Source organism: Actinopolyspora lacussalsi, assembly GCA_030803735.1.
GTDB classification, from domain to species: domain Bacteria; phylum Actinomycetota; class Actinomycetes; order Mycobacteriales; family Pseudonocardiaceae; genus Actinopolyspora; species Actinopolyspora lacussalsi.
This window is the reverse complement of the sequence record JAURUC010000001.1, coordinates 3586264-3606120: the sequence shown is the minus strand read 5'-3', so window position 1 is coordinate 3606120 and position 19857 is coordinate 3586264. Positions and strand designations below refer to the sequence as shown.

Genomic DNA, 19857 nt, shown 5'->3' with positions numbered 1-19857 from the left:
GGTCCCCTTCACCGCCCCGAGTGGCGACCGTCCCCGGAGCGGACTCCCGGAACCCCAGGTCAACCGGGGAACCGGGAGTCAACCGGAACCTCACTCCCGCTCGGAAAGGGTCACCTCGACCCCACCGACGAAGTCCGCCGCCACGTTGTAGATGAACCCGGCGACGGTGGCCAGGGCGGTGAACAGCACGATGTTGACCGCACCGATCATCGAGGCCACCGCGAACACCCGCACCGGGCTGATCAACGGCTGGCTCAACGAGTTCTCGGGCTGGGTCAGCTCACTGAACGTCCCGTTGAGCTGCTCCCAAACCCCCATACCGCCGAGCACCCCGTACAGCACCGCCACGGCGATCAACCACACGAAGAACAGCGTGACGCTGAGCATGAGGGCCAGCTTGAGCACCGACCACGGATCCACCCGCCGAATCTGCAGGCTCGCCCGCCGAGGACCGCGACTCGGCCGACGCGGCGCGCCCTGAGTGGCCGCCCCACCGCGAGCGCCGCCCCCCATGCCCAGCGAGATTCCCGCACGGGCCGATTCCGCGGCACCGTCACCGGCACCGTCACCGACGGAGTCCCCGGCGGACTGCGCACCGGCGGATTGGGAACCGGCTGATTGGGAAGCCGAACCACCGGGATGCGGAATCCGGTGCGTTTCCTCCTCCTCGTATCCCGTCCCCGAGTCCGCGCCACGATGCCCGTCCGAGTCGTCCGAAACCTCCGTGGCGCCCGAGGAGGTGTCCGCCGAGGCGGCGGAAGCGCTCATCGAGCCACCCACTCGCTGCCAGGGAGGAGTGCCCCCGGAACCGTCGGCCTCACTGCTGGAGCCCTTCGCGCCACCGGCCGAACCACGCGAATCCCCACCGCTCTCGGCAGCGTCCGTGGACATCCCCTCGGAAACCGAGGTGGTCGCCTCCGCCGTCGTAGTGGTCGAGGTCGTTTCCTGCTCGCCGGTTGAACGGGACTCCGATTCCTGCGGCTTGTCCGAAGATGTCACGAGCGATCCTTCACTGATCGTCGGCTGCCTACCACGCGGGGTTCCCCGCGCCTACTTTCGTTGCTCCGGGCCGGCTGCGTCCGGATCGGCGGCTTCATCAGCGTTGCGCGCGATGGCCACCAGCGAGTTCCCCTCACCCAGATCCATCAGGCGCACCCCCTTCGTCTGCCTACCGGCCTTGCGCACCTCCTTGGCGGTGGTGCGAATGACCCCGCCCGTGGAGGTGATCGCGTAGAGCTCATCCTCCAGTTCGGCGATGAGCGCTGCCACTAGCCTGCCACGTTTCCGGTCGTGCTGAATGGTCAACACGCCCTTACCGCCGCGTCCCTGCACCGGGTACTCGTCGATGGGCGTGCGTTTGGCGTACCCGCCCTGGGTCGCGACCAGCACGTAACGGTCCTCGTGGCAGACGCCCATGGCCAGCAGCTCGTCACCGGAGTTGAACCGCATCCCCAACACGCCGGAGGTGGCACGCCCCATCGGGCGCAGCACCTCGTCACTGGCGTTGAAGCGGATGGACTGCCCCTCGGCCGAGACCAGCAGCAGGTCGTCCTCCGGCGAGCAGAGCACGGCACCGACCAGCTCGTCGCCGTCCTTGAGGTTGACGCCGATCAGCCCGCCGGAACGGTTGGAGTCGAAGTCGGTGAGCTTGGACTTCTTGACCAGACCGTTCTTGGTGGCCAGCACCAGGTACGGGGCGACGGTGTAGTCCTTGATCTGCATCACCTGGGCGATGTGCTCGTCCGGCTGGAACGCGAGCAGGTTCGCCACGTGCTGCCCGCGGGCGGTGCGATTCGCCTCCGGCAGCTCGTAGGCCTTGGCACGGTAGACCCGCCCCTTGTTGGTGAAGAACAGGATCCAGTCGTGCGTGGAGCACACGAAGAAGTGCGAGACGATGTCGTCCTGCTTCAGCGCGGCGCCCTGCACACCCTTGCCGCCGCGCTTCTGGGCCCGGTAGAGATCGGTACGGGTCCGCTTGGCATAACCGGTTCGGGTGATGGTCACCACCACGTCCTCGTCCGCGATGAGGTCCTCCATGGAAACCTCACCCTCGTACGGGACGATCCTGGTGCGTCGCTCCTCGCCGTGCTTGTGCACGATCTCCATCAGCTCGTCGCGCACGATCAGGCGCTGCCGCTCCGGCTTGGCCAGGATGTCGTTGAGATCGGCGATCTGCGCCTCGATCTCGGCCAGCTCGTCCAGCAGCTTCTGCCGCTCCAGCGCGGCCAGCTTGCGCAGCTGCATGTCCAGGATCGCGGTGGCCTGGTCCTCGTCGATGCCGAGCAGCTCGATCAACCCGGAACGGGCGTCGTCCACGGTCGACGAGCCCCGGATCAGGTTGATGACCGCGTCCAGCTGGTCCAGCGCCAGCGTCAGCCCGCGCAGGATGTGGGCACGCCGTTCGGCACGCTGCAGGCGGTGCCTGGTGCGCCGCACGATCACGTCGATCTGGTGCCGCACGTAGTAGCGGATCACCTGGTCCAGCCGCAGGGTGCGGGGCACGCCGTCGACCAGCGCCAGCATGTTGACGCCGAAGGTGGTCTGCAGCTGGGTGTGCTTGTAGAGGTTGTTGAGCACGACCTTGGGGATCGCGTCCCGCTTGAGCGTGACCACGATGCGCATACCGCGCCGACTGTTGGACTCGTCGGCGATGTCGGTGATCCCCGAGATCTTGCCCTCACGATGCATCGTGGCGATGTTCTCGATCAGGTTGTCCGGGTTGACCTGGTACGGGAGCTCGGTGACCACCAGCGAGGTGCGCCCCTTCGCGTCCTCCTCCACGTCGACCACCGCGCGCATCCGGAGCGAGCCGCGGCCCGTGCGGTAGGCATCGGCGATCGCGTTGGTTCCCATGATCATCGCGTGGGTCGGGAAGTCCGGACCCTTGATGCGCTCGATCATGGCCTCGAGCAGCTCGTCGTCGGTGGCCTCGGGATTGTCCAGCGCCCAGACCACGCCGTCGGCGACCTCGCGCAGGTTGTGCGGCGGGATGTTGGTCGCCATCCCCACCGCGATGCCGCCACCGCCGTTGACCAGCAGGTTGGGGATGCGCGAGGGCAGGACGTCCGGCTCCTGCGTGCGCCCGTCGTAGTTGTCCGAGAACTCGACGGTGTCCTCTTCGATCTCGGCCAGCATGCTCATCGCCAGCGGCGCCAGCCGGGATTCGGTATAGCGCATCGCGGCGGCCGGATCGTTGCCGGGCGAGCCGAAGTTGCCCTGGCCGTCGATGAGCACGTTGCGCATCGACCACGGCTGGGCCATCCGCACCAGGGTGTCGTAGATCGCCGAGTCGCCGTGCGGGTGGTAGTTACCCATCACGTCGCCGACCACGCGCGAGCACTTCACGTAGGAGCGGTCGGGCCGGAACCCGGAGTCGTACATCGCGTACAGCACCCTGCGGTGCACCGGTTTGAGCCCGTCGCGCACGTCGGGCAGCGCCCGCGCCACGATGACGCTCATGGCGTAGTCGATGTAGGAGTTCTGCATCTCCTGCTGGAGATCGACCGGTTCGACTCGGCCACCCTCCGGGGGCAAGGTCTCGGTCATACCGTCCTTCTCTTCGCTGGGTTGGCGGTCGCGGTTCGCCCGGTGGCCCCGTCGGGTACGCGGCCCGACCACCGCCGGACGAGCACGCGGGGTCGTGGGGATTCGGCGCGGGCGTCGATCAGACGTCGAGCAGTCGGACGCCCTTGGCGTTGCGGGTGATGAAGGAGCGGCGCGCTTCCACGTCCTCGCCCATCAACACGCTGAACAGCTCGTCGGCCGTGGCCGCGTCGTCCAGGCTGACCTGCATCAGCACGCGGTTGTCGGGATCCATGGTGGTCTCCCAGAGCTCGGGGGCGTTCATCTCGCCCAGCCCCTTGTACCGCTGGATGCCCTCCTCCTTGGGGAGCTTGCGCCCCTCCTCGGCGCCCTGCTGCAGCACCGCGTCGCGCTCGCGGTCGCTGTAGACGTACTGCGGCTGCGAACGCGGCCACTTGATCTTGTAGAGCGGCGGGCTGGCCAGGTAGACGTGCCCGTTCTCGATCAGCGGTCGCATGAACCGGAACAGCAGCGTGAGCAGCAGCGTGCGGATGTGCTGCCCGTCCACGTCGGCGTCGGCCATCAGCACGATCTTGCTGTAGCGCAGCTTGGACAGGTCGAACTCGTCGTGGATGCCCGTGCCCAGGGCGGTGATGATCGACTGGACCTCGTTGTTCTTGAGGACCTTGTCGATCCGCGACTTCTCCACATTGATGATCTTGCCTCGGATGGGCAGGATCGCCTGGTAGCGGGATTCCCTGCCCTCCTTGGCGGAGCCGCCTGCCGAGTCGCCCTCGACGATGTAGAGCTCGCACTCGTCGGGGTTGTTGGACTGGCAGTCCTTGAGCTTGCCCGGCAGTCCGCCGATGTCCATCGCCGACTTGCGCCGCACCAGGTCCTTGGCCTTGCGGGCGGCGACCCTGGCCTGCGCGGAGGAGACCGCCTTGTTGATGATGTTCTTGGCGTCGGCGGGGTTGCGCTCGAACCAGTCGTTGAGCCACTCGAACGCGGTGGTCTGCACGAAGGACTTGACCTCGGTGTTGCCCAGCTTGGTCTTGGTCTGCCCCTCGAACTGCGGTTCGGAGACCTTGACCGAGATAATCGCGGCGAGCCCTTCGCGGACGTCGTCGCCGGTCAGGCTGCCGTCCTTGTCCTTGAGGAGCTTCTTCTCCTTGGCGTAGGAGTTGACGACCCTGGTCAGTGCGGAGCGGAAGCCCTCCTCGTGGGTACCGCCCTCGTGGGTGTTGATCGTGTTGGCGAAGGTGTAGACCGACTGGTTGAACCCCTCGTTCCACTGCATCGCGATCTCGACCTCGTGCCCCTCGCCGGCCGCACTGAAGCTCACGATCTTCTTGTGGATGGGGTCCTTGGTGTGGTTGATGTGCGCGACGAAGTCCTCCAGGCCACCCGGGTAGTGGAACACCCGTTCGGCGGCGCGGGCGGACTCGCCGGAGGCGTCCTCCCCCGAGCTGTCCTCGGCGGCGGCGCGCTCGTCCCGCAGCACGATGCGCAGCCCCTTGTTGAGGAACGCCATCTCCTGCAGCCGCCTGGCGATGGTCTCGGCGTCGAACCGCGTGGTCTCGAAGATCTCCGGATCGGCCCAGAAAGTGATGCTGGTGCCGGTCTCCCCGGTGCGCTCGCCCTGTTCCGGGGACGAGACGGGTTTGGAGTCCTCGTAGCGCTGCCGCCACACGTGGCCGTCGCGGTGCACCTCGGCCTCGAGTCCGGTGGACAACGCGTTGACGACCGAGACGCCGACGCCGTGCAGCCCGCCGGAGACCGCGTAGCTGTCACCGCCGAACTTGCCGCCCGCGTGCAGCATCGTCAGCACGACTTCCAGCGTGGGTTTCTTCTCCACGGGGTGCTCGTCCACCGGGATACCGCGCCCGTCGTCGGTTACGCGGACGCCGCCGTCGGCGAGCAGTGTGACGGTGACCTCGCTGGCATGGCCTGCCATCGCCTCGTCCACCGAGTTGTCCACAACCTCCTGCACAAGATGGTGCAGGCCGCGCTCTCCGGTCGAGCCGATGTACATACCGGGACGCTTGCGGACTGCCTCAAGGCCCTCGAGAACGGTGATGGATGAAGCGCTGTATTCGTTCTTCTTCGCTGTCACGGGCCTCGGAGTCTCCTAGAGCCGAATCGCTTGAGTCTGCGGCCCGCACGGCGGGATCGGCGAAGCCGCCCCGCGGGCCGGGGCCGGTACGACCCCACCGCCGTCCGGTACTGGAACGCCACGACACCGACGAACGAACCGGACCCACCGCCATTCTACTGGTCGGCCCTGTCAGAAAGCCGCCAAGGACACCCCTGGCTTGCTCACAGAGCGACCAAAACGGATCAGGACACCTTTAAAGGGCGGCGAACACGACAGGAAGATTCTGACTTGTAGCCTGCCGCCCGGTACAACCCGGGTGCCCGAACCGCGCGAACCTCACCTGAAAGCGGGACGGCCCCGGTTCCACCCGGAGGCCCGGGCACGCACCACCACCCCCGCGAAGCGGCTCACCCGTAGGTGTCGCGCGGCCCCCTCCCGGAGATGTGCCGGGGTCCGTGCCGCCAGCTGGGCGCCGCCGGACCGGACACCTTGATCCGCCGCACCACCCGGCTGCCGAGGCCGTCCGCGATCCGTTGCACGAGCTGGCGCTGCAACAACCGGAGCTCGGTGGCCCACGCCGTGGACTCCGCCCGCAGCGTGAGCACCCCCTCGCTCAACTCGACCGGTTCGCTGTGCGCCGCGATCTCCTCCCCCACGAGTTCCGCCCAGCGCCCGAACAGCTGGCCGCCGGTCAACCGCTCGGACCACCCTCTGGCGTCGACGACCCGCCGGAGCAGCCGCCCCAGCTCCTGCGGATCCCGGTCGTCGGCGTCGGGGCCGGACCAGCCACGGCTGCGCCGAGTGCGGCCGGTCGGGCGCGCGCCCCGGCCACGGGGGCGTGCTTTGGACTTCTCGCGCGCCGCCTGCAACGCCGCGCGGGCCAGGTCCGAACCCGTCGTCCGTTCGCCCGCTGCCCCAACGGGTTCGAGTCCCGCGGCCCGGCTATCGGCAGATGTGGTGTCGCGGGAACTCGAAGCACCCTTCGAGTTGTCCACACTGTCCACAGTTCGATCCCCAACCGTGGCCCCGTGTTCCGAGTCGCCACCGCCGGGTGAGGTAAGGGACCGGCCCGACGCTGCTCGTGCCGGCCGCCAGGACGCGAACAACGCGTCACGCTCGGCCGCGGACCTGGGTCGTCCTCCGAACTCATTCGGCACGCCGCACCTCCCCCTCGCGCACGTCGAACCGAACCCCCGACAGTTCGGCGGGAACGTCCTCGGCCACGGCCGCGGTCACCAGTACCTGTTCCGCCCCGGCCACCGACCGGGCCAACCGGGCGCGCCGCCGCGCGTCCAGCTCCGCGAAGACGTCGTCCAGGAGCAGCACGGGTTCGGCACCATCCTCGGACAGGAGGTGATACGAGGCCAGTCGCAACGCGAGCGCGAACGACCAGGACTCGCCGTGACTGGCATATCCCTTGGCCGGAGCCCGCCCCAGCACCAGCTCCAGGTCGTCGCGGTGCGGCCCCGACAGCGACACACCGCGCTCCAGCTCCTGCTGCCGGGACTCGCCGAGCCGCGTCAGCAGGGCTGACTCGATCGTGACGGGATCGGCCCGTGTGCCGTGCGGGGTGCCGTACTCCTCGGGCAGTCCCGGCACGCTGCCGCGGTAGGCCAGCTCGGCCACCCGGGACGCGGGGCCCTCACCCGGCTGCGACCCGTCAGCGGCGACCTCGGCGTAGCAACGCGTGACGTGTGGCATCAGGTCGGCGACCAGGTCCAACCTGCCCGCCAGGAGATCGGCGCCGTACTTGGCGAGGTGGCCGTCCCAGACCTCGAGGGTGCGCAGGTCGGCCGGATCGGTGCTCCGCGCCGCGCCCGCCGACTTCAGCAGTGCGCTGCGCTGCTTGAGCACCTTCTCGTAGTCGGAACGCACCCCGGCGTAACGCGGGGATCGGGCCACCAGCAGCTCGTCGAGGAAGTCCCGCCGCCCGCCGGGATCGCCCCGCACCAGCGCCAGGTCCTCCGGGGCGAACAGCACGGTGCGCAGGATGCCGAGGACGTCGCGCGGTTTCGTGGCCGAGCCGCGGTTGATCCGCGCGCGATTGGCCCGCCCCGGGGCGATCTCCAGTTCGACGAGCAGTTCCCTGTCCTGGTTCACCACGGCCGCACGTACCACCGCGCGCTGGGCACCGTGCCTGATCAGCGGGGCGTCGTTGGGCACGCGGTGCGAACCGAGGGTGGCCACGTAGCCGAGCGCCTCGACCAGGTTCGTCTTGCCCTGACCGTTGGCGCCGACCAGCGCCGTCGGCCCGGCGTCCAGCGGAAGGTCCACGTGCTGCCAGGACCGGAAATCGGTGAGTTGCAGGTGGCGTACGTACACGACGGTCCTAGGGGCGAGGAGGCACGAACCGGGTGGGGACGTGGTGACCGCGGCGCGGCCACCACCAGCGGCTCACTCGCCGTCGCTGGACTGCACCGCGTGACCGCCGAACTGGTTGCGCAACGCGGCCACCGCCTTCATGGCGGGCGAGTCGTCCTGCCGGGAGGCGAACCTGGCGAACAGCGCGGCGGTGATCGCCGGGGTGGGTACCGCGTGGTTGATGGACTCCTCGACGGTCCAGCGGCCCTCACCGGAGTCGGTGACATAGCCCTGCAACTGCTCCAGCTCCGGATCCTGCTCCATGGCCCGGACCAGCAGGTCCAGCAGCCAGGAACGCACCACGGTGCCGTGGCTCCATGCCTTGATCGTGCCAGCGACATCGGTGACCAGGTCCGATGCGGCGAGCAGTTCGAAGCCCTCGGCGTACGCCTGCATCAGGCCGTACTCGATGCCGTTGTGCACCATCTTGGCGTAGTGGCCCGCGCCGACCGGGCCCGCGTGCACGAAGCCCTTGGCCCGCTCGCCCGCGGGGCGCAGCGTGTCGAAGATCGGCATGGCGCGTTGCACGTCGGCGGTCTCGCCACCCGCCATCAGGCCGTAGCCGTTGTCGGCACCCCAGACTCCGCCGGAAACGCCCACATCGACGTAGGAGATTCCGGACTCGGCCAGCAACGCCGCGTTGTCCCGGTCGTCGGTGTAGCGCGAGTTGCCGCCCTCGATCACGAGGTCGCCCGGTTCGAGCAGTCCGGCGAGTTCCCGGACGGTGCTGCTGGTTGGCTCGCCGTGCGGAACCATGACCCACACGGTGCGCGGCGCGGTGAGCTCGGCCACCATGGCGGTGATCGAGGACGCGTCGGCTACCTGCTGGTCACGGTCGTAGCCCACGACCTCGTGGCCGTCCGCGCGCAGCCGCTCGCGCATGTTGTAGCCCATCTTGCCGAGACCGACCAGACCCAGTTGCACCGAAACTCCCTTTCACACTTCGCTGGCCTCGCCCCGGCGGATCGCACCGGGGCGGGGTCACAGCAACGTCGTCGCAGCCGACGTCGCACCGCGTTGGGCCGCGTGAACGTGCTGCGTTTTCAGCCCGGCATCCGAACCGGCATGAGCAGGTACAAATACCCGGGAAGCACCTCGCCGTCCTCACCCGCGGGTTTGATCACGGCGGGACGGCTGGAAGTCGTGAAGAGCATGCGGGCCCGGTCCGCCTTGAGCGCGGAAAGCCCGTCCTGCAGGTAGCTCGGGTTGAAAGCGATGGTCAGCGGCTCGCCCTCGAACTCGACCGGGAGTTCCTCCTCGGCGCTGCCCTCGTCGTCACCGCCCGCGGTCAGGCGCAGCGCGTTCTCGGAGAACTCCAGCCGCACCTGGGTGCCGCGCTCGGCGACCAGCGAGACACGCTTGATCGCGTCGGCGAGCGTCCCCACGTCGACCACGGCGGAGGTGGAGTACTCGTCGGGCAGCAGCTTGCGGTAGGGCGGGAACTCGGCGTCCAGCAGCCTGGTCGTGCTGCGGCGGGTGGTTCCGGACAGGCCGAGCAGCCCGTCGGAGGAGGCCAGCGACAGTTCCACGGTGGTGCCCGCGCCGCCCAGTGTCTTGGCCGACTCGGACAGGGTGCGTGCGGGAACCAGCACCTCGGTGTCCTCGACGGACTCGGTGGGCTGCCAGGTGAGCTCGCGCATCGCGAGTCGGAACCGGTCGGTGGCCACCAGGGTCAGCTGATCATTGTTGATCTCGATCCGCACGCCGGTGAGCATGGGCAGCGTCTCGTCCTTGCCCGCGGCCACGGCGACCTGGGCCACCGCCGAGCTGAACGAGTCACCCTGCACGGAGCCGGCGAGCTCGGGCATCCGCGGCAGCTGTGGATAGTCCTCCACGGGCATGGTGGGGAGGCTGAAGCGGGAACTGCCGCAGGTGATGCTCACCCGGGAGCCGTCGACGGTGATCTCGACGGGGCGCTGCGGCAGCGCCTTGGTGATGTCGGCGAGCAGCCTGCCGGAGACCAGCGTCCTGCCGCCGGTCTCCACCTCAGCGTCCACACCGACCTGCGCCGAGACCTCGTAGTCGAAACCGGAGATGGTCAGCTTGCCCTCGTCGGCATCCAGCAGCATCCCACCCAGCACCGGTACCGGCGGGCGTGAGGGCAGGCTACGAGCGACCCAGGCGACAGCATCGGCGAGACCGTCACGTTCCAGACGGATCTTCATGAGTGTCCTTTCGGTTCCGGTTCCACGACGTCTCGGTCGTGGAGAGCCTGGTCGAACGGGATGCGGGTGTGCTGTGCACCGCGAACCGAAGCGGGTACGGCGAATCGTGCTTCGAGCCCCCACCCAGCGCGGCGGAACCGCGGCGGCTCTCAAGCCCGATGGGTCTCCCACGGTAGAGCGTGCGCTCTGCGCCCATGACGTGGGTCCGGGGTTTCACGGCTCGTCGAGCCCGGAGCTCCCGAAAAGTTGATCTTGCCTCGCGGCCTTACTTCGTTTCCCCTTGTCTTTAAGAGAAAAACCAAACAACGCAGGCGTAGTAGGGGCTGTGGATATTGGGGACAACCCGGTTTTTCGCTGCTGAGCGGCCCTACCCGACTGTGGAGAATCCTGTGGGCAACTTGGGGATGAACAGGCCGCACTGTGGATCGATTTGTCCACAAGCCGAGTTGTCCACAGTTGTGGCGTGTTGATCCACAGTCGATCCCCAAGATTTTCGCAGGTTGTCCCCAGTTCTTGTGGATACACCATGATCGCTCGATCAGGTTGTGGATAAATCTGTGGACATCTTGTGGGCAACTTGAGGGTAGCTGTGGGCAAGTTCCCCGCTGTTGTGTACAGCCTGTGAGGCGATCGGGCGCTGTTCCAGCTCATCCTTGGGGATCCCGAAAGCTGTGCACAACCCCACTTCCGAGTGACTTTCAGCGGGGTTCAGATGTGGAAATTCACATTTGTGTGATCTTCGTGCTTCCCGAGTACGCAGTGTGATCAAGGTTGTGCACACTCCCGTTTTGCGCTTTTAGTCCGGTTCATCGGGCGAGGTGTCCGGAAGGCGTCGGACCGCTCGGCCGCGGACACGGGCGGCGTCGATTTCGCGAGAAATCGCCGGGCCGCTGCGGCGAGGGGCCCGGCGCGTGAGGCGGCCCGGCCAGGATGGGGGTCGATTTCGCGAGAAATCGCCGGGCCGGCAGCGCCGACGAGTAACCGCACTCCAACCACCCCGGCAGTCGGCACCGCCGCGGGTTCTCGCGTGCGGCTCTCGCGAGGAAGGCCCGACGTTGTGTAGGCCGCTACCGATGTCGGACCCCCGGAGCGAGAGCCCGCGAGAGGTTCCGCCAAGCGCCCATCCCGGCAACCGGGGAGACAATCGGTTAAAGGAACGAGGCCTGCTGCTTGATCCTGGCGGTGAGTTCCTGCACGTGGTCGTAGACCCGGCGCCGCTCGGCCATCGCCTTGCGGATCTTCTTGTCGGCGTGCATCACCGTCGTGTGGTCCCGCCCACCGAAACTCTGGCCGATCTTGGGCAGCGAGGAGTCGGTGAGTTCGCGGCAGAGGTACATGGCGATCTGTCTCGCCTGGGCGAGTGCCTTGGTTTTGCCCGGGCCGCACAGATCGTCCACCGTCACGCCGAAGAACTCGGCGGTCATGGACATGATGGTCTGCGTGCTGATCTCCGGGGGCTGGGCGTCGTCCGGAATCAGATCGCGCAGCACGATCTCGGCGAGCTGCACGTCCACCGGCTGTTGGTTCAGCGACGCGAACGCGGTCACCCGGATCAGCGCGCCCTCCAACTCCCGGATGTTGCGCTCGATACGTGCCGCGATGAACTCCAGCACTTCCGCGGGCGCTGCCAACCGGTCCTGCGCCGCCTTCTTCCGCAGGATCGCGATGCGGGTCTCCAGTTCGGGGGGCTGGATGTCGGTGATCAGTCCCCACTCGAACCGGGTGCGCAGCCGGTCCTCCAGTGTGTGCAGGCTCTTCGGCGGCCGGTCGGAGGAAACCACGATCTGCTTGTTCGAGTTGTGCAGCGTGTTGAAGGTGTGGAAGAACTCCTCCTGGGTTCCCTCCTTGCCCTCCAGGAACTGCACGTCGTCCACCAGCAGCACGTCCACGTCCCGGTAGCGCCGCTGGAAGGCCACCTGCCGGTCGTCCCGCAGCGAGTTGATGAAGTCGTTGGTGAATTCCTCGGTGGAGACGTAGCGCACCCGCATTCCCGGGAAGAGCCGCTGGGTGTAGTGGCCGACCGCGTGCAGCAGGTGGGTTTTGCCCAGTCCGGACTCTCCCCAGATGAACAGCGGGTTGTAGGCGCGCGCCGGTGCCTCCGCCCCGGCGACGGCGGCCGCGTGCGCGAACCTGTTGGAGGAGCCGATCACGAAGGTGTCGAAGGTGTACTTCGCGTTCAACCGGGTCTGGGAGGTGGGGGGACCGTTCTTGGGTGCTGTGTAGGGCTGTCCCTGCTGCTGCTCCGGTTTGTTGTCGCCGCCGAAGGTCGGCCAGATCTCGTTGGCCGCCCGCAGGGCCTCCCCTTCCTCGTCCTCCTCGGGCTCGGAGTCGCTCTCGCCGTCGGCGTGCTGTTCGCCGGCCCGGTACTGCGGACCGAACGGCAGGGGGGTCATGCCCTGCCACGAGTAGTCCGACCCGGTGCTCCCGGGTCGGTGCTGCTCCGGAGGGGCCGGGGGAAGCGCCCCGCTGATCGAACCCGTGTGCGCGGTGTTGCCGTAGTCCTCGGTCTCGTGCGTGCTTTGGGGGCGTTGCCGGTGCTCGCTCGGCCTGCCGTGCCATCCCTGCGCCTCGTCCGCGGGGATGTAGCCCATTGGCCCGTTCCCCGGTGTGGCGCCGTAGCCGGTTTCGTAGGGCAGCTCGACCTGGCCGAACTGCCACCGGCCCTCGTCGACGGGTTCCGGGTCGGGTTCCGGATCGGCATCGACCGGACCGGGGACGTCCTCACCGTCCTCCTCGCCCATGGACTGTGGTGTGACGGGGCGCGTCGGGGCGGGAACCGCGGTGTCCACTTTCACGGCCAGCGAGATCTCTCTGCCGAGCCTGCGCGAGAGCGCGTCGGTTATCGGATCCCGCAGGGCGCGCTCGATGGCCTCTTTCGCGAAGTCGCTCGGGGCCGCCAGCAGGGCGGTCCCGTCCAGCAGTCCGATGGGACGTGTCACGCGCATCCACGCGCGTTGTTGGGGTGAGAGCGTTCCCGATGACAGCTCGTGCACCACCTCGTCCCAGACCCTGCCGAGATCGGCTTGGTGGTCCGACACCGCTGAGCTCCCCTCCCCTCGTTGCCGTGGGACTCCGGAAGCCCCGGTGGCGGGTTCGTGAATTCCGCTCGGCCGGTTCCGGGTCGAATCACCTGTGTACGACAAGGTGGAAACGAGGTATCCACAGAGTTGTCCACAGCTCTGCCGAAGGTACGACAGAGCCGGAGGCCCGTGACTGTCGGGGGCGTCCGTGGCGCTCCGCCCGCTCTTGGGGGCGGTCTTGATCGAGTTCGGAAATCCCCGGCGCTATCCTGATCGCGGCGCTGGTCCCTTCGCTGACCGGCACCCCGGCTACGCGGCTCGGCGTTCGAGTAAGTACCCTCGTTGGGTCTCCCGCTGTAATGCGGGCGTTCGATGGTTGTGTCGGTCGCGAAGTCCGATCCGGCGCCCAACCTGGTTCGTCCGCACGGGATCGTGCGCGTACGACCAAAGTGCGTGCGCCTGCCGCGGATAAAGCTCCAAAGCCGCTTCCGCTTTCCAGCGCGGGGACACTTGACCGAGCCACAGCGGCCATCTTGTGCCTTGTAAGGCGCATGGTTGGCCTGTAGTAACCGGGAGAGCCGACCGTGAGCAAGGGCAAGCGCACCTACCAGCCGAACAACCGCAAACGGGCCAGGACGCATGGTTTCCGGCAGCGGATGCACACCAGGGCCGGCCGCGCCATCGTGACCGCCCGGCGCCGCAGGGGCCGTAAGCGTCTGACCGCCTGATCGGGGCGGGCCGTGCTTCCAGCGGCAGCGCGGCTCAGGCGCAGCCAGGATTTCACCCGGGTCGTACGTCGTGGACGTCGAGCGGGCAGGCCACGTCTCGTGCTGCACGCACTGACGTGCGGGACGGTGGACGCCGAACCGGCCGTGAAGTCCCGGGCTGCCGGCGATGCCGTCGCTGAACCCGACGACGAGAACAAGCGCGGAACATCCGACAGTCCGCCCACCCTGGAAAAGCGGGAGCGACCCAGGGTGGGTTTCGTCGTGAGTAAGGCCGTCGGCAACGCGGTGGTCCGGCACAGGGTGTCGCGACAGCTGCGTCATCTGATGCGTGACCGCATTCCGGTGTTGCCCGCGGGCACAATGGTGGTGGTACGAGCGCTGCCACCAGCGGCAGCGGCCACCAGTGCGGAACTCGGCCGGGACCTGGACAGGGCCGCTCGCAAGTTGGGCCTGCCGGTTCCGGGTGATCAATCGGACGGTGGTGCCCACTCCACCACGGATCCCGCGTAATGGCAGAGCAAGACCCCGGTTCGTCCGATGACCCGGCAGCGGCTCCCGTGACTCGCCCGGGGCCGATCGCCTGGCTGCTCTCGTTGCCGATCCACGTCTACCGCAAGGTCGTATCACCGATACTTCCGCCCACCTGCCGGTTCTATCCGAGTTGCAGTGCCTATGCCGTGGAGGCGCTGCGGGTTCACGGCGCTCTCAGGGGTGGTTGGCTGACGCTGCGGCGACTGTCGCGCTGTGGCCCCTGGCACCCGGGCGGGGTGGATCCGGTTCCGCCGCCCCGTGACACGCGTCGCGCCACAGATCCTTCCACCGGCGAGGAGTAGCCCGAAGTGCTGGACTTCATCAATTACCCGGTCTCGTTCATCCTGTGGTCGTGGCATGCCGTGTTCGGGGCGTTGCTCGGTCCGGACAGTGGTTTCGCCTGGGCGCTGTCCGTGATGTTCCTGGTGTTCACCCTGCGGATCCTGCTGTTCAAGCCCTTCGTGCACCAGGTCCGCTCCATGCGCAAGATGCAGGAGGTCGCGCCGCGGATACAGCAGCTGCAGCGGGACTACCCCGACGATCCGCAGCGTCTCACCGCCGAGATGCGCAAGCTGCAGTCCGAGCAGGGGTTCAATCCACTCGGTGGATGTCTGCCCATGATCGTGCAGGTCCCGGTCTTCATCGGGTTGTTCCGGGTGCTCAACGGTTTTCAGCCGAACGAGGAGAGCAACTACTTCTTCGGCGCGGAGGGGGTGCGTTCCTTCCTCGACGCCCACTTGTTCGGCGCCAGCCTTTCCGGCACGCTCACGGCTCCCGCCGAGGCGCTGAGCACTTTCGGGACCGATCGGGCCTCGATGCTGTTGGTCGGAGTTCCATTGATGATCGCGGCGGGGATCGCGACGCATTTCACCACCAGACATTCGATAGCCAGGCAGCGTGGCGAACGCACCCCCTCGCCCGCTCCGAACCAGCAGGCGATGATGAATCGGATCATGCTGTGGCTCTTTCCGGCGTTCGCCGTGGTAGCCGGCCCGTTCCTGCCGTTGGCGATCCTGCTGTACTGGCTGGCGAACAACTTCTGGACCCTCGGACAGCAGCGTATCGTGTTTCGACGTATCGACGAGGAGGAAGCACAGCGGCAGCAGACGCCGGACGCGGCGCCCGCGGTGATCGATTCCTCGCCGGTTGAGCGCGTGGACTCCCGTGCCCGACCGGAAGACGACGAGCGAGCCGAATTGCCCGGAATACCGGAAGACCGTTCCAGCGACACGGACAAGCCGGACGAGCACCGGTGAATCCGTAAGCAGCTCCAGAGAGGAGACACCCAGTGTCCGATACCGTGCAGGAGGCCGGCCAGGACGAGCAGTCCGTGGCAGTCAGTGGTTCCGAACAGGCCACTGATCGGGACAGTGGATCGACGGCCAGAAGCGAAGCCGATCTGGTGCGCGAAGGCGATATCGCCGGTGACTACCTGGAACGGCTGTTGGACCTGCTCGACTACGACGGCGACATCGATCTGGATGTGGAGTCGGGGCGTGCCGTGGTGAGCGTGGAAGGCGGCAAGGACCTCGAGAAGCTCGTCGGTTCGCAGGGCGAGGTGCTCGAAGCCGTGCAGGAGCTCACCCGGCTGGCCGTGCAGCAGGAAACCGGGGTGCGCAGCAGGCTGATGCTCGACATCGCCGGTTGGCGCGCGAACCGGCGCGACGAACTCAGTGATCTCGGCCGTCGGACGGCCGAGAAGGTCGCGAGTACCGGTAAGACCCAGCGGCTGCGCCCGATGAGTCCGTTCGAGCGCAAGGTGGTGCACGACGCGGTCGCCGCGGTGTCGGGTGTCACCAGCGAGGGCGAGGGAGAGCCGCCCAGCAGGCGTGTGGTCGTTTACCGGGCCGGGTGATTGCTCGGCGTGTGGTCGTTCCGGCCGGACCGGTTCGTTGTCATGCTGCCCCTGTGACATCGCGTCACAGGGGCAGCATTGTGTTCGGCGGGCCCGTGTGGCTTCGTCCCGTGGCTTCGTCATGGGGTGGTCTCACACGGTCGCGCGGGGCGTTTCACGTGAAACAGTGCGGCGGTCTCGCTCGCGGGATGGTGTGCGGGGCGGCCCGGGTTCGTTGCCCGAGGGGTGCGGCGTGACCGTTCGGCGGAGTGGCACCCATGTCGTGTGAGAAATATTCGTTTTCTGTGGGTGGCTGTGTCGAAGCCTGCCTTCGGGGCGTGTTTCACGTGAAACAACTCTATGATGAACGGGATCGAAACCGGGGCATCGAAGAGGCGGGTTGTTGGACGACGAGAGTCCGGTCGGGCGGTTCCCGGCCGAGAATGATGCGGGTGAGGCTGTGCGAGGGGTCGAGGGAATGTCACCGGAGCGGATGATTTTCGGTGATCGGGCGTCATTGGCGAGCGAGTTCGCGGAACGCCTCTTGACGGATGGCGTGCAACGTGGCTTGATCGGTCCGAGGGAGGGAGACCGGCTCTGGGAACGCCACATCTACAACTCGGCAGTGTTGCGGGAGTTGTTGCCACGTGAAGCCACGGTGGTCGATGTCGGCTCCGGGGCGGGGCTGCCCGGTATACCGCTCGCGATCGCTCGTCCCGATCTGACCGTCACATTGCTGGAACCGATGGCGCGTCGGGTCGCGTGGCTGGAGGAACTGTCGGATGATCTGGGACTGCCCGTGACGGTGGTGCGGGGACGAGCGGAGGAAAAACCGATCCGTGCCCGGCTGCACGATCAGGACTTCGTGGTCGCTCGGGCGGTGAGCTCGTTGGAGCGGCTCGCCGAATGGTGTCTGCCGCTGCTGCGCCCGGGCGGCCTGCTGCTCGCGCAGAAGGGCGCCAGTGCTTCCGAGGAGTTGGAGCGTGATCGTGCCGCGATAGCACGTCGTGGTGGCGTGTCGGCCGAGGTGCGCCATTGCGGAACGGATGTGCTGGAGACTCCTGCCAATGTCGTCGTGGTGCGGCGTTCGGAGGCGGCTCCGTCGCGTTCCACCGGCTCCGGAAGGCGAGCTCGTGGGATGGGGACGCGTCGGCCGGACAACCGGCCAAACAGAAAGGAACGGTGACGGTGACCCCGGAATCGAACCAGACCGATGGTGTTTCACGTGAAACAAAGGGTCGTTCCATGGGTGGGATGCGTTTCCCCGCCGTGGCCGGCGAGGGAGCGCAGGCGGAGGAAGCGAGCTCCGATTGGACCGCCTGGACCCCTCTCGTGGAGGAGGTGAAACGGAGCACCTCCTCCCCGGCTCCGGAATCGACCCGACTGCCCAAACCCGATGAGCGTCGGATCATGACCGTCGCCAACCAGAAAGGCGGCGTGGGAAAGACGACCAGCACGGTCAACCTGGCCACCGCGCTGGCAGTGCAGGGGCTGCGGGTTCTGGTCATAGATCTCGACCCGCAGGGAAACGCCAGTACCGCGCTGGGAGTGGATCACCAGGCGGGGGTTCCCTCGGTCTACCAACTCCTGCTCGGTGAGATCGGTGTCGCCGACGCCGCCGCCACCAGTACACAGTCGGAGAACCTCAGCTGTGTGCCCGCCACCATCGATCTGGCAGGCGCGGAGGTGGAGCTTGTCACGATGGTCGCTCGCGAAGCGAGACTGCGAGAAGCGCTGCGACCGGCGGTGCTCGACGAGTTGGACTACGACTACGTCTTCATCGACTGTCCGCCCTCGTTGGGACTGCTCACGGTGAACGCGCTGGTGGGCGCGCACGAAGTGGTGATCCCGATCCAGTGCGAGTACTACGCGTTGGAGGGGCTGGGGCAACTGATCAACAACATCGAGTTGGTGCAGTCGTACCTCAACCCCGGGCTCAACGTCTCCACCGTGTTGCTGACCATGTACGACGGACGCACGAAGCTCGCCGAACAGGTTACCGAGGAAGTCCGCAACTATTTCGGCGAGCGGGCACTGCGAACCGTCATCCCTCGTAGCGTCAAGATTTCCGAGGCTCCCGGCTTCGGGCAAACCGTGCTGAGTTACGACCCCGGCTCGCGGGGTTCCATGAGTTACTTGGATGCTGCTCGTGAGATCGCCGAGCGCGGTACGGAGAGGAAGACGTCATGACCGAGCGTCGTGGTGGTTTGGGCCGCGGACTGGCCGCACTCATTCCGAGTGCTCCGGAATCGGAGGCGCCACCGACAGGGGATAATTTCGACACGGTGACGGTTTCGGCCGAAGCTGGTACCGCTCCCCCGGCCGGTGGCTCCGCCGTGGAACCCGTTGTTTCACGTGAAACGAGCGAGAGCGTCGCCGGAGCCGTCTACCGCGAGATCGAGATCTCGGCGATAGTTCCCAATCCGAGGCAGCCACGTCAGGTTTTCGACGAGGACGCACTCGCCGAGCTGGAACACTCCATCAAGGAGTTCGGCCTCATGCAGCCGATCGTGGTGCGTGAGCTCGACGGTGGCGAGCAGTACGAACTCATCATGGGCGAGCGCCGTTGGCGAGCGGCGCAGCAGGCCGAATTGGCCACGCTTCCCGCGATCGTCCGGCAGACCAAGGACGACGCGTTGTTGCGGGACGCGTTGCTGGAGAACATCCACCGGGTGCAGCTCAACCCGTTGGAGGAGGCTTCCGCGTATCAGCAGCTGCTGGAGGAGTTCGAGGTCACCCACGACGAGCTGGCCGATCGGATCGGGCGCAGCAGGCCCGTGATCACCAACATGATTCGCCTGCTGCGACTGCCGTTGCCCGTGCAACGTCGAGTCGCAGCCGGGGTGCTCGCGGCCGGGCACGCCCGAGCGCTGCTCAGTCTGGACGATGCGCGGGACCAGGAGGAGATCGCCAACCGCATCGTGGCGGAAGGGCTCTCGGTGCGTGCCGCCGAAGAGCAGGTGACGCTCAAGAAGCGGGAACAGCCGGAGAAGCCGAAGTCCAAGCAACGTCCCAAGATGGAGCTCACGGGGGCCGAGGAAGTGCAGGACCGCCTCGCCGACTGGCTGGATACCAAGGTGAAGGTGGAGTCCGGGCAACGGAAGGGGCGCATTGTCGTGGAGTTCGGTTCCTCCGATGATCTACGGAGACTCACCGAACTTCTGTTGGGGGATTGAGTGTCCACATCAGCACTTGTCCGCGTGGTTGCGTAGCCGGCACGTGAGTCGGCGCCTTGCTGTGTTGGGCCGGCTCTTGAGTAGCGACCTACGCGGCGAGCGGCCCGGCCTCGCAATGCATCCGACTCACGCACCGGGGACGAGCCCGCTGTCTCGCTCATGGTTGCGATACCGGGCCGGTTCCGGTTCGAACCAGTTACGGTGTTCGACATCGGGTAGCGACCTACACAACGTCTCCGGCGTCCTCGCGAGAGCCGCACGGAAGAACCCGCGGCGGTGCCGACTGCGTAAGTGGTGGGGGCTTCGGCTCGCTGGTCGACGGCGTCGCACAGCGGGGCAGTACGACCACTGCCCCGGCGCGCTCCAACCGCGGACGGAATCGAAGGCCCCTTGGGTCCGACATGGTTCCGTCACGGTGACAT

At 67.2% G+C, this 19857-nt stretch carries 16 protein-coding genes; 8 read left to right on the top strand and 8 right to left on the bottom strand.

Translation table 11 applies throughout. The features are described from left to right. Nucleotides 1-90 precede the first annotated feature (90 nt). The 8 genes from J2S53_RS16160 to dnaA form a co-directional block, all read right to left on the bottom strand. Nucleotides 91-999, bottom strand: coding sequence for a DUF3566 domain-containing protein (locus J2S53_RS16160; RefSeq protein WP_456241674.1), 909 nt, complete (start codon nt 997-999; stop codon nt 91-93). A gap of 51 nt (nt 1000-1050) precedes the next feature. Then, entirely contained in the window at nt 1051-3546 is a 2496-nt protein-coding gene (gene gyrA, locus J2S53_RS16155; protein WP_456241673.1) for a DNA gyrase subunit A, read from the bottom strand. Between the two features lie 118 nt (nt 3547-3664). After that, a complete protein-coding gene (gyrB, locus tag J2S53_RS16150; protein ID WP_456241672.1) occupies nt 3665-5638 on the bottom strand; it encodes a DNA topoisomerase (ATP-hydrolyzing) subunit B in 1974 nt (657 codons plus the stop codon). A gap of 389 nt (nt 5639-6027) precedes the next feature. Next, entirely contained in the window at nt 6028-6615 is a 588-nt protein-coding gene (locus J2S53_RS16145) for a DUF721 domain-containing protein (RefSeq protein WP_456242807.1), read from the bottom strand. Between the two features lie 151 nt (nt 6616-6766). Next, entirely contained in the window at nt 6767-7942 is a 1176-nt protein-coding gene (gene recF / locus J2S53_RS16140; protein ID WP_456241671.1) for a DNA replication/repair protein RecF, read from the bottom strand. 72 nt (nt 7943-8014) lie between these two features. Then, the gene (gene gnd / locus J2S53_RS16135) at nt 8015-8905 is read right to left on the bottom strand and encodes a phosphogluconate dehydrogenase (NAD(+)-dependent, decarboxylating) (RefSeq protein WP_092925147.1); all 891 of its coding nucleotides are present in this window, start codon (nt 8903-8905) and stop codon (nt 8015-8017) included. A 119-nt stretch (nt 8906-9024) separates the two neighbouring features. Next, on the bottom strand, nt 9025-10146 hold the full coding sequence (gene dnaN, locus J2S53_RS16130) for a DNA polymerase III subunit beta (RefSeq protein WP_092925145.1): 1122 nt from the start codon (nt 10144-10146) through the stop codon (nt 9025-9027). Nucleotides 10147-11294: 1148 nt separating this feature from the next. Next, entirely contained in the window at nt 11295-13184 is a 1890-nt protein-coding gene (gene dnaA / locus J2S53_RS16125) for a chromosomal replication initiator protein DnaA (RefSeq protein ID WP_456241670.1), read from the bottom strand. A gap of 566 nt (nt 13185-13750) precedes the next feature. Between dnaA and rpmH the strand changes: the two genes are divergently transcribed. The 8 genes from rpmH (at nt 13751) to J2S53_RS16085 (ending at nt 19435) form a co-directional block, all read left to right on the top strand. Next, nucleotides 13751-13894 (top strand): 50S ribosomal protein L34, encoded by a 144-nt coding sequence (gene rpmH / locus J2S53_RS16120; protein WP_092627947.1) that lies wholly within the window; start codon nt 13751-13753, stop codon nt 13892-13894. A gap of 12 nt (nt 13895-13906) precedes the next feature. After that, entirely contained in the window at nt 13907-14404 is a 498-nt protein-coding gene (rnpA, locus tag J2S53_RS16115) for a ribonuclease P protein component (protein ID WP_092978147.1), read from the top strand. After that, the gene (gene yidD / locus J2S53_RS16110; protein WP_456241669.1) at nt 14404-14727 is read left to right on the top strand and encodes a membrane protein insertion efficiency factor YidD; all 324 of its coding nucleotides are present in this window, start codon (nt 14404-14406) and stop codon (nt 14725-14727) included. The genes rnpA and yidD overlap by 1 nt, the downstream gene beginning before the upstream one ends. 6 nt (nt 14728-14733) lie before the next feature. Continuing rightward, a complete protein-coding gene (gene yidC / locus J2S53_RS16105; protein ID WP_092978151.1) occupies nt 14734-15681 on the top strand; it encodes a membrane protein insertase YidC in 948 nt (315 codons plus the stop codon). Nucleotides 15682-15713: 32 nt separating this feature from the next. Next, complete coding sequence (locus tag J2S53_RS16100) at nt 15714-16280, top strand: Jag family protein (protein WP_092978153.1); 567 nt, start codon at nt 15714-15716, stop codon at nt 16278-16280. 457 nt (nt 16281-16737) lie between these two features. Next, nucleotides 16738-17445: a 16S rRNA (guanine(527)-N(7))-methyltransferase RsmG gene (gene rsmG, locus J2S53_RS16095; RefSeq protein ID WP_092978374.1), complete on the top strand. Its 708-nt coding sequence runs from the start codon at nt 16738-16740 to the stop codon at nt 17443-17445. Nucleotides 17446-17513: 68 nt separating this feature from the next. Continuing rightward, complete coding sequence (locus tag J2S53_RS16090) at nt 17514-18449, top strand: ParA family protein (protein WP_456241668.1); 936 nt, start codon at nt 17514-17516, stop codon at nt 18447-18449. Then, a complete protein-coding gene (locus tag J2S53_RS16085) occupies nt 18446-19435 on the top strand; it encodes a ParB/RepB/Spo0J family partition protein (RefSeq protein WP_456241667.1) in 990 nt (329 codons plus the stop codon). The genes J2S53_RS16090 and J2S53_RS16085 overlap by 4 nt, the downstream gene beginning before the upstream one ends. Nucleotides 19436-19857: the final 422 nt, after the last annotated feature.

Coding starts and splice junctions, on each gene's coding strand:
- yidD (WP_456241669.1), top strand. CDS start 14,404: ATGGCAGAGCAAGACCCCGGTTCGTCCGATGACCCGGCAGCGGCTCCC.
- rsmG (WP_092978374.1), top strand. CDS start 16,738: ATGTCACCGGAGCGGATGATTTTCGGTGATCGGGCGTCATTGGCGAGC.
- dnaN (WP_092925145.1), bottom strand. CDS start 10,146: ATGAAGATCCGTCTGGAACGTGACGGTCTCGCCGATGCTGTCGCCTGG.
- J2S53_RS16085 (WP_456241667.1), top strand. CDS start 18,446: ATGACCGAGCGTCGTGGTGGTTTGGGCCGCGGACTGGCCGCACTCATT.
- J2S53_RS16090 (WP_456241668.1), top strand. CDS start 17,514: ATGCGTTTCCCCGCCGTGGCCGGCGAGGGAGCGCAGGCGGAGGAAGCG.
- gyrA (WP_456241673.1), bottom strand. CDS start 3,546: ATGACCGAGACCTTGCCCCCGGAGGGTGGCCGAGTCGAACCGGTCGAT.